Genomic DNA, 9582 nt, shown 5'->3' on the forward strand with positions numbered 1-9582 from the left:
ATGCCAATATCTATCAATGAATATTTAGGCACCAATCACTGCATAACTAATCTGCTCAATCAAACGCTTATAAGTATTGCTACCATCACTTGGATTGACTTTAATTTCAATCACCGTGGTTTCTTTGCGTGAATAGGCTTGTTTTAATACCGAACCGAGATCCGCCCAAGTATAAGGACGGGCATATTTTAAATCAAACATGGCGGCGGCTTGCGCAAATTCGGCTTGATGTGGCAAGCGATAGAACGCATTTTTCACCTCTTGATCCACGGGCAACATATCAAAAATCGCCCCACCGTTATTGTTAATAATAAAAATCACCGTTGGTTGATTAACTTTCTTAAATAATGCCAAAGAATTAATATCATGCAAGGCTGAAATATCCCCTAACACCACTGCCACTGGTTGGTTGCCACCAATACCGACACCCGCAGCCGTCGCTAATAAGCCGTCAATGCCACTGGCACCACGGTTGGTGTAAACAGGGTAACTGTCAGATAATTTTGCCAACGCATCGACTAAACGAACAAAGAGGCTGTTGCCAAGGAACAAGGCGCAATTTTTCGGTAAAATCCGTTCAATATGATGCGCTAAGGCGGCCTCATTTAATCCCCCCCCCACTTGCTGCTCTATAAAACTGGCACAGAAATTGGACAAGGCTAAAGGCTCAAGTAACCAAGGTTTTTGGCGTAACGCAGGGTGCGCTCGCAACCAATGATGCACTTTGGCATGAAAACGAGTTTGCTGATGATGATGCGGATCCACCCGTTCGGCATGTTCGTCCACAACCCAAAATGCACCGTTGAAATTAGCTAAAAATTGATGAATACGTTTGCTCACAAAACGTGAACCAAATTGCACCACAATGTCCGCATGTAATAATTTTTCACGCACGGTTTTATTCGCCAACCAAATATCGGCATAAGGTAAACTTGGCTCTACATTGGATTGGATATCAGTTAACAAAATCCACCCCATGTTATCCGCCCAAGTGCGAATGCCCATGGCTTGTTTTTGTGGCAACTGCCCCACCACCACAATGCCTTTTTTGGTGCGCCAATCATCCCAATGCTCGTGCATCATCACTTCTTGTTGCACCTCTTGATGTTGCGCCCAAGGTTTACTTTGGGTTAACCAACGTTGCACTGGCGCCAACCAAGGATGGCTATCAATGTCGTTGATTTGTGCATCGTATAAGGGTTCTGCGAAAGGAACGTTAATATGCACCACGCCCGCTTGTTTGTACTGTTGATAGCCTGCTTGATCTAAACTAGACACCAACCATTTCACTGGATAGTCTTGACTTGGACGAGGTAAATTTACGGTTGCCACAGGATAAGGGGCGAACATATCGGCTTGTAAAATGGCTTGATTTGCACCGCACTCTAGCAATTCATCGGGTCGGTCTGCGGTTAGGATCACCAATTTCACCGCACTTTGACGAGCCTCAACAATCGCTGGGTACAAATTCGCTGCGGCGGTACCAGAAGTGACAATCACCGCCACTGGCGCCAATGTGGATTTGGCTAAACCAAGGGCAAAAAAGGCTAATCCTCGTTCATCAAAATGGGAATGACAATAGGCCTTTCCTTGCTCTTGTAAACGCACAGCCTCTAACGTCAAGGGTGTCGAGCGTGACCCCGGTGCAATACAAAAATGTTGCACGCCTTGACGCACAAGGGTTTCTAAAATAACTTTCGACCAACAACGATTAAAGGTACTCACGGCTGACATAGGCTCTCTCTTATGATTTCTTGTTCTCTTTTCTATTCTTCAATACGTAATAAACTTAACAAACTCGACGCTTTGCGTTCGATTTCTTGCCATTCTAACAACGGTTCAGAACCCGCCACAATCCCTGCGCCTGCAAACACCGATAGCTGATTGCGTTCAATAAACGCAGATCGAATCGTAACACAAAATTCTGCCTGCGTATGGCGCATCATACCTAGGGTGCCTGCATACCAAGTGCGGTCAAAATTTTCCATTTTTTGCAAAAATTGCACCGCACTTTGCTGCGGCAAACCAGACACGGCAGCCGTAGGATGAATCGCTTGTAAACAGTTTGCATCGGTTGCCTGTGGGGTTAATTCTGCCTGAATGCAACGGCGTAAATGTTGCACTTGACGCAATTTTTTCAGTTCCACCTCACTGACTTGAAGATGTTTCATATAAGGCTGTAAATTGTCACAAATTCCTTGCACAACTAGGCGATTTTCATGATCATTTTTGCTGTCATTTAATAACCAATCCGCTTGTTGTTGGTTATCTACTGCATTCTCACTAATCGTCGCCGTACCAGCCAAGGCTTCCGTCTGAAGTTGACGCCCTTGACGTGCATATAAACGCTCAGGACTGGAACCGACAAAAACACGCTCGGGCTGTTGCGCCAATAAAAAATGATAACAGCCAATATTTTTCCGCTCGCTTTCCGCTAAAAAATCATAGGCGTTAATCTCATGTTCAGCGGAAAACGTCGTTTGGTTCGCCAACACCACTTTGCTAAATTGCCCTTGTTCAATCGCCTGCAAAGCACGCCCGACCCAATTCGTCCACTGCACAAAATCTGCTTTCTGTGCCGCCTGTTGTACGGATTGCGACAAGGTTTGATTCGTGGTCTGAAGTGCGGTGATATTTTCCAAGGTTTTCACCGCTTGCAAACAAGCCTGTTGTTCTGCCTCAAAATCTTGCTGATTATCCCAATAAACATGAATAAACAGGGTCTCTCCCTCGCATTCCAACAACAATCTTGGCAACCAAAACATCGCTTGCTTATCAAAAGTCAAGCCGCCCACAAGCGCTAAATCCTGTTGCTGAACAAACTGCTGCGCCACATTCGCATCCGAAAAGCACCGCACCTTGCCTACACAAGCCAACGATACGGGTTCATCACGATAAGCAAAATAAAATTGTGGGTACAGTTGTTGCCCTTTCAGCCACGCCAATAACGCCACGCTAACCGTCGCCTCAGAAACAAAATGCGTAATCGTCGTTTGTGTTGATAATTGATGGGCTTGAATCTGCTCAATTAAGCCAGCACACAGGTTTTCCATTAAATTTATGTAAAATATCCGTTAAATGGCGTCTATTCTACCGCAAATAAAAAAATTTTTTTAGTAAATCTTTTATTCTGTTCAAAATCAGGGTAAAGTGCGGTTAATTTTCTGTTATTTTTAAGCAAGCCAAGGACATGATATGGACTTTTTCCCAAAATCCGACAAATTAGAACACGTCTGTTATGACATTCGTGGCCCCGTACACAAAGAGGCACTTCGCCTTGAAGAAGAAGGCAATAAAATTTTAAAACTAAATATCGGAAACCCCGCCCCTTTTGGCTTTGAGGCGCCGGATGAAGTGTTAGTGGATATTTTACGCAATCTTCCCTCTGCCCAAGGTTATTGCGATTCCAAAGGCATTTACTCTGCACGTAAAGCCATTGTGCAATATTACCAATCGAAAAATATTTTAGGTGCCACCGTGGATGATGTTTACATTGGTAACGGTGTGTCGGAATTAATCACCATGTCATTGCAAGCCTTGTTAAACAACGGTGATGAAGTGTTGATCCCGATGCCTGATTATCCCTTATGGACGGCGGCAGCCACGCTAGCAGGCGGTAAAGCCGTGCATTATGTGTGTGATGAATCCTCTGATTGGTTCCCTGATATTGAGGATATTAAAAGCAAAATCACCGCCCGCACCAAAGCCATTGTAGTGATTAATCCAAATAACCCGACAGGCGCCGTATACAGTAAGGAATTACTGGAACAAATCGTCGACGTGGCTCGTCAACATGGTTTGATTATTTTTGCGGATGAAATCTACGACAAAATTTTGTACGACAATGCGGTTCATCATCATATTGCGGCCCTTGCTCCCGATTTATTAACCATCACTTTCAACGGTTTATCCAAAGCCTATCGAGTGGCGGGTTTCCGTCAAGGTTGGATGATTTTGAACGGCCCGAAAAATCATGCGCAAGGCTATATTGAGGGCTTGGATATGTTGGCCTCTATGCGTTTGTGTGCCAACCATCCAATGCAACATGCCATTCAAACGGCATTGGGCGGTTATCAAAGCATTAACGAGTATATTTTACCCGGTGGGCGTTTGTTGGAACAACGTAACAAAGCCTATGAATTAATTAGCCAAATCCCTGGGGTAAGTTGCGTTAAACCGAACGGCGCCATGTACATGTTCCCGAAAATTGACATTAAAAAATTCAATATTTATGATGATGAAAAAATGGTATTGGATTTGTTACGTCAAGAAAAAGTGTTGTTAGTGCATGGACGTGGTTTCAACTGGCATGCGCCTGACCATTTTCGCATTGTGACCTTACCGCATGTTTCTACGTTGGAAGATGCGTTGGGTCGATTAGCGAGATTTTTGGACGGATATCGGCAGTAATTTTTACCCTCACCCTAGCCCTCTCCCAAAGGGAGAGGGAACGATATTTGGTATTATAGCCGATCTAACCATTCCCTCTGTACAGTCCCCTCTCCCTATGGGAGAGGGTTGGGGTGAGGGTCACCCCATCAATTTTTCCATCTCTTTCGACCGCTCCACACAAGCCAACATCGCTTGCTCCACAATTTGCCCTAACTGTTTCTCATTAAACACATTTAACGCAGCTGCCGTGGTGCCACCTTTTGATGTCACATTTTGACGTAACGTCGCCAACTCAACAGTAGGATTGTCCACCACCATTTGTGCTGCGCCCAACGCAGATTGTTGCACCAATAAACGGGCTTGTTCTGCGGTTAATCCCATCTTTAACAAGGCTTGTTGCATGGATTCCATAAACAAAAAGAAATACGCAGGACTGGAACCCGACGCCGCAGTAACAAGGTGCATATCTTGCTCATCTTTTACCCAACAGGTTTTGCCTACGGCTTGCAATAAATCATCGGCGAATTTTTTAAAATTCTCCTTCACGCTGTTTTGGGCAAATAACCCTGACATGCCTTGCGACACCAAAGCTGGCGTATTCGGCATAACTCGTACCACATTGTTGGCGTGATGTAAAAGTGCGGTGATTTTTTCCACAGAAATGGCTGCCATAATGGAAATCACTAATTTTTGTGAAAAATCCACCACACTTAACGCAGAACACACTTCCGCTGCACCTTGCGGTTTCACCGCTAACACCACCACATCACTTGCAGCCGCTGCTTTTACATTATCCGTCGAAACCAAGACGCCTTGTTCAGCAAATAAGGCTCGTTTCGGTGCATTGCGATCACAAACCGTAATCAAATTAGCCGGATAGCCTGTTTTCAACAAACCAAACACGATAGCTTGTGCCATATTGCCACCGCCGATAAAACAGATTGATTTTTGTTGCATGATTTTTTTCCTTTTTTTATTGGGTTGGGAAGATTATATGCAAACTTTCCTGAAATAGCACGAGCCTATAACAAAATTTGTGTAAATACCTATTTCCTGAAGATAATAAATAAAAACAGGTATTTTTATTATGAATGAGCAACAAATTAAATCATTGGATAATGAATTAGCTAAAAATGCCAGAAGGTCTCAATCAGCTTTCTATAGCGATTTAAATTCTATTCTTATCAACACAAAGATTAAGCCTGACGTTAACCGCTATAACACCATCGGATTTCATTTCTCCAATCGCCAAGATAATGCTATAATCCTCCTTTTCATTTTAAAGGGAAGACAATATGACAGCACAATTAACCTACTGGCAACGTACCAAGATTGCCTTTCAATATGTGATGCCACAGCTTTATTTAACCCAATTAGCGGGTTGGTTTGCCAAACAAAAATGGGGCGCCATCACGCATTTTGCCATTAAGTTATTTGCGAAAAAATATCAGGTGAATATGCAAGAAGCGGAAAAAACAGCGTTTACCGCTTATGCCAGTTTCAATGAATTCTTTATCCGTCCATTAAAGGCGGAGGCTCGAAAAATTAATCAAGAAAGCACCGCACTTTGTCTGCCCGCAGACGGACGAATTAGCCAATGTGGGCAGATTGCCGACAATTTATTATTACAAGCCAAAGGGCATTTTTTCAGCCTTGAAGATTTACTGGCAGGCGATCAGGCATTAGTGGCTGATTTCAAAAATGGCACCTTTGCCACCACTTACTTGTCGCCACGGGATTATCACCGTGTGCATATGCCTTGTGATGGCACGCTCACCAAAATGATTTATGTACCAGGCGAGCTGTTTTCGGTCAACCCATTTTTAAATACCCATGTGCCGAATTTGTTAGCACGCAATGAGCGGGTAATTTGTGTGTTTGATACCGCCTTTGGCAAGATGATTCAAATCTTAGTCGGCGCCACCATCACCGCCAGTATTAGCACCGCTTGGGCGGGCGTGATTAATCCACCCCGAGCAAAAGAAGTGAAAAGTTGGGATTATTCCGGCGACAATGCGCCAACTTTGCGTAAAGGGCAAGAAATGGGCGCTTTCCAGTTGGGTTCAACGGTGATCAATTTATTCCAAGCCAATCAAGTGCGTTTAGCGGATAATTTAGCTGTCGATACGGTCACCCAAGTCGGCCAAGTGTTGGCTTACAAAAAATAATTTATTAACCAAAAAGGAAAAATCATGTCAATTTTTGATACAGTAAAATTAGAAAGCACCGCAGAAAAAGGCGGTTACGGAATCGGTTTACAAATCGGCCAACAGCTTGCTGACAGCGGTATGCAGGTGTCTGCTGAAGCCGTGGCGAAAGGGATTTATGATGTGTTAAATCAAAACAAGCCGGCCATTGCTTTAGAAGAAGTGAGCAAAGCCTTACAACAAATTCAACAAGAGGCCCAAGCTGCAGCGCAAGCGCAATTTCAACAAATTGAAGAAGAAGGCCGTGCGTTTTTAGTGGAAAATGCGAAAAAAGATGGCGTAAAAGTGACGGAAAGCGGTTTACAATATGAAATTATCAACGAGGGCAAAGGCGACAAACCACAACGTGACAGCAAAGTCCGTGTGCATTACACGGGGAAACTGATTGATGGTACGACCTTTGACAGTTCTGTGGTCCGTGGCACACCGGCAGAATTTCCTGTCAGTGGCGTAATTGCGGGTTGGACAGAGGCCTTACAATTAATGCCAGTGGGTTCCAAATGGCGTTTAACCATTCCGCACAATTTAGCCTACGGCGAACGTGGTGCCGGTCAATCCATTCCGCCATTTAGCGTGTTGGTGTTTGAGGTAGAATTGTTGGATATTCTGTAATCACAAAAAAGTGCGGTATTTTTTACCGCACTTTTTCCTATGACTAAGCCTTTTATTCATCAAACAAACGTTTCAATTCTTTCTCGTATAAATAAATATTCATCGGATTTGTTGGCAACAAAGAATCCAAATATTCATTAGCACGTTTTACATAGTCAGCATGTTGTTTATCATGATTCTCTATGACATCTAACAACACTTTGGCACCGTCAAAGGCATCAAATTGATCGTAATAATACCCTACCCCTTTCGGCAATAATTTAGAATTATGTATAAATGGATAGCCCCCATATAAGGCATCATTATAAGCATAGTTCAAGCCATTTTCCCATTGGTGAGCCACCACGACATCTACATAACGCGTTAAGAAATCTGGCATTTGATAACGTCCTTCTACAGTCATCACCTTATCTTTCACCAAATCCGTATGCCCGATAAAATTAAAAAATGTCGGATTGTCTTTTTTCTCATAGGTGTTGCACAAATACACATGCTCAATTTTTTCTGGTGCGGTGCGATAGGATTGTTCATAAATCAACACTGGCGTAAAACAACTTTTTAGCACCGACATATTGGGTTCAAAACTGGCCATCCGTTTGCCTGTTTTCTCCGTATTGGGCTGATAACCAAAGGTTAAATGGTGCTTTTCTTCTAGCCTAGAGATGACCTTATCACAAAATAACGGTGACCAAATAGCAGGAACTTCATGGGTTGGACAACGGTTCATAATGGTAAGATACGAAGTACAAGTATTGCTGTGTTGTGGAATCATCCAGTTGGCATCAAAAACCATGCCATTCAATGTCCGTCCTGCTTTTTTATCAAACAAGAAATATTCCATATCCATCACATAGTCATTGCCCATTTTATAACAAACGACCTTGCCACCATGGTTTTTTATACGGTTTCTAAAGCGTGGTTCAACACTTAAGGTTCCCTCAATTAACACATCAAGATCATCAATCACATCTTCTATATAGGCAAATTTTAAGTCTAAATCATCCAACATAAACCCTGTTGGTGGCGTGGTTCGTTTTTCAGGTCCCCATGAGACCAAAACAAGATCTTCGACCAATTTAGAATGTTTAAATAATTCATAGAGAAAGATCACATTTTGATTGGCCCCATTGGCCCAAATATCAGTCACTTTTGATTCTAAATTAAACGTGATCCCCACTTTATATTTGCGTTCCATATTTTATTCCTGTGCTTAATAGATAAAATTTCAGCCATACCGAAGTATAGCTGAAATTCATGTTATGGGTTAGTAAAAAGTCTTACCACTGATAACCAATACCAGCACCCACATTGTAATCGCCTTGAGTAGTGGCGCCTGCGCTCATTTTGAAGATAACTTTATTGTTATCAGAGGCTTTGGATAATCCCACTGCCACAGCGCTTTGTCCATTGTAGTTACCAACACCCGCACCAACAAGCGTACCACCTGGTTTGGTGACTTGTGGAATATTGGCTACAGCAACAGCACCCGCAATACCCGCACGCAATTTGCGATCGGTTCTGCGTAAGTCGCTAGACACTTTGTCTAACTGGCCTTTATTGACCGCATCGGTCGCTTTCACGCCATCCGCTACATTGGTAATACGGCGTTCATTACCTGCACTGCCCACAGAAACGGTATTCGCCTCATTGGCCACAGAATTGGCACCTAAAGCAACTGAATTGCTTGCACTTGCTGTTGCACCTTGACCTAACGCAGTACTGTTGTCTCCACTCGCTGTCGCACCTTGACCATTCGCTGTTGAATTAGCCCCTGTGGCTTGCGATCCTTGACCTGTTGCGGTTGAATTATTACCACTTGCTGTTGAATGCTGACCTACCGCCGTTGAATTATCACCGGTTGCGGTTGCACCGTTACCACAAGCTGTGGCCTCTTCGCCACCGTCAGAACGACAGCCATATTGTTTGGCCTCTTCTGCAGAACTTGCTGCACTCGTCGCAGAATTGCTTGCTGATGTCGCAGAACTATCGGCTGCGGTTGCGCTTGATGCAGCGTTGCTTGCTGAGCTATCTGCGGCTGACGCTGATGAGTCTGCTTTAGTCGCTGAACTATCAGCGGCTGAGGCTGAGCTGCTTGCCGCTGATGCAGATGAATCTGCTTTAGTTGCTGAACTATCGGCGGCTGAGGCTGAACTGCTTGCGGCTGATGCTGATGAATCTGCTTTAGTCGCTGAGCTATCCGCTGCTGACGCTGAACTGCTTGCGGCTGATGCTGATGAATCTGCTTTAGTCGCTGAGCTATCCGCTGCTGACGCTGAACTGATTGCGGCTGATGCTGATGAATCTGCTTTAGTCGCTGAGCTATCCGCTGCTGACGCTGAACTGCTTGCGGCTGATGCTGAGGAGTCTGCTT

Annotated in this window: 8 protein-coding genes; 3 read left to right on the top strand and 5 right to left on the bottom strand. The window is 44.0% G+C overall.

The window, feature by feature from the left end; all coding sequences use genetic code 11:
• Window positions 1–24: 24 nt before the first annotated feature.
• A complete protein-coding gene (gene menD / locus ACTG7Q_RS09965; RefSeq protein WP_439243375.1) occupies window positions 25–1734 on the bottom strand; it encodes a 2-succinyl-5-enolpyruvyl-6-hydroxy-3-cyclohexene-1-carboxylic-acid synthase in 1710 nt (569 codons plus the stop codon).
• Window positions 1735–1766: 32 nt separating this feature from the next.
• On the bottom strand, window positions 1767–3062 hold the full coding sequence (locus ACTG7Q_RS09970; protein ID WP_439243396.1) for an isochorismate synthase: 1296 nt from the start codon (window positions 3060–3062) through the stop codon (window positions 1767–1769).
• Window positions 3063–3195: 133 nt separating this feature from the next.
• Between ACTG7Q_RS09970 and ACTG7Q_RS09975 the strand changes: the two genes are divergently transcribed.
• Window positions 3196–4410 carry a pyridoxal phosphate-dependent aminotransferase gene (locus ACTG7Q_RS09975; protein ID WP_439243377.1) on the top strand — a complete coding sequence of 405 codons (1215 nt, stop codon included), beginning with the start codon at window positions 3196–3198 and terminating at the stop codon, window positions 4408–4410.
• A 120-nt stretch (window positions 4411–4530) separates the two neighbouring features.
• Here the strand turns inward: ACTG7Q_RS09975 and proC are convergent, their stop codons facing one another.
• Window positions 4531–5349: a pyrroline-5-carboxylate reductase gene (proC, locus tag ACTG7Q_RS09980; RefSeq protein ID WP_439243379.1), complete on the bottom strand. Its 819-nt coding sequence runs from the start codon at window positions 5347–5349 to the stop codon at window positions 4531–4533.
• A 338-nt stretch (window positions 5350–5687) separates the two neighbouring features.
• Between proC and asd the strand changes: the two genes are divergently transcribed.
• On the top strand, window positions 5688–6560 hold the full coding sequence (gene asd, locus ACTG7Q_RS09985) for an archaetidylserine decarboxylase (protein WP_439243381.1): 873 nt from the start codon (window positions 5688–5690) through the stop codon (window positions 6558–6560).
• Window positions 6561–6584: 24 nt separating this feature from the next.
• Complete coding sequence (locus ACTG7Q_RS09990) at window positions 6585–7211, top strand: FKBP-type peptidyl-prolyl cis-trans isomerase (protein WP_439243383.1); 627 nt, start codon at window positions 6585–6587, stop codon at window positions 7209–7211.
• Window positions 7212–7263: 52 nt separating this feature from the next.
• On the opposite strand, the gene ACTG7Q_RS09995 is transcribed toward ACTG7Q_RS09990, so the two are convergent.
• Together ACTG7Q_RS09995 and ACTG7Q_RS10000 are read right to left on the bottom strand one after the other, a co-directional pair.
• On the bottom strand, window positions 7264–8406 hold the full coding sequence (locus ACTG7Q_RS09995) for a DUF2827 family protein (RefSeq protein ID WP_439243385.1): 1143 nt from the start codon (window positions 8404–8406) through the stop codon (window positions 7264–7266).
• 82 nt (window positions 8407–8488) lie between these two features.
• Window positions 8489–9582 (bottom strand): YadA family autotransporter adhesin (locus ACTG7Q_RS10000; RefSeq protein WP_439243387.1); only part of this gene is annotated, 1094 nt, incomplete at its 5' end.

This window comes from Lonepinella sp. BR2474 (assembly GCF_051851555.1).
Classification (GTDB): domain Bacteria; phylum Pseudomonadota; class Gammaproteobacteria; order Enterobacterales; family Pasteurellaceae; genus Lonepinella.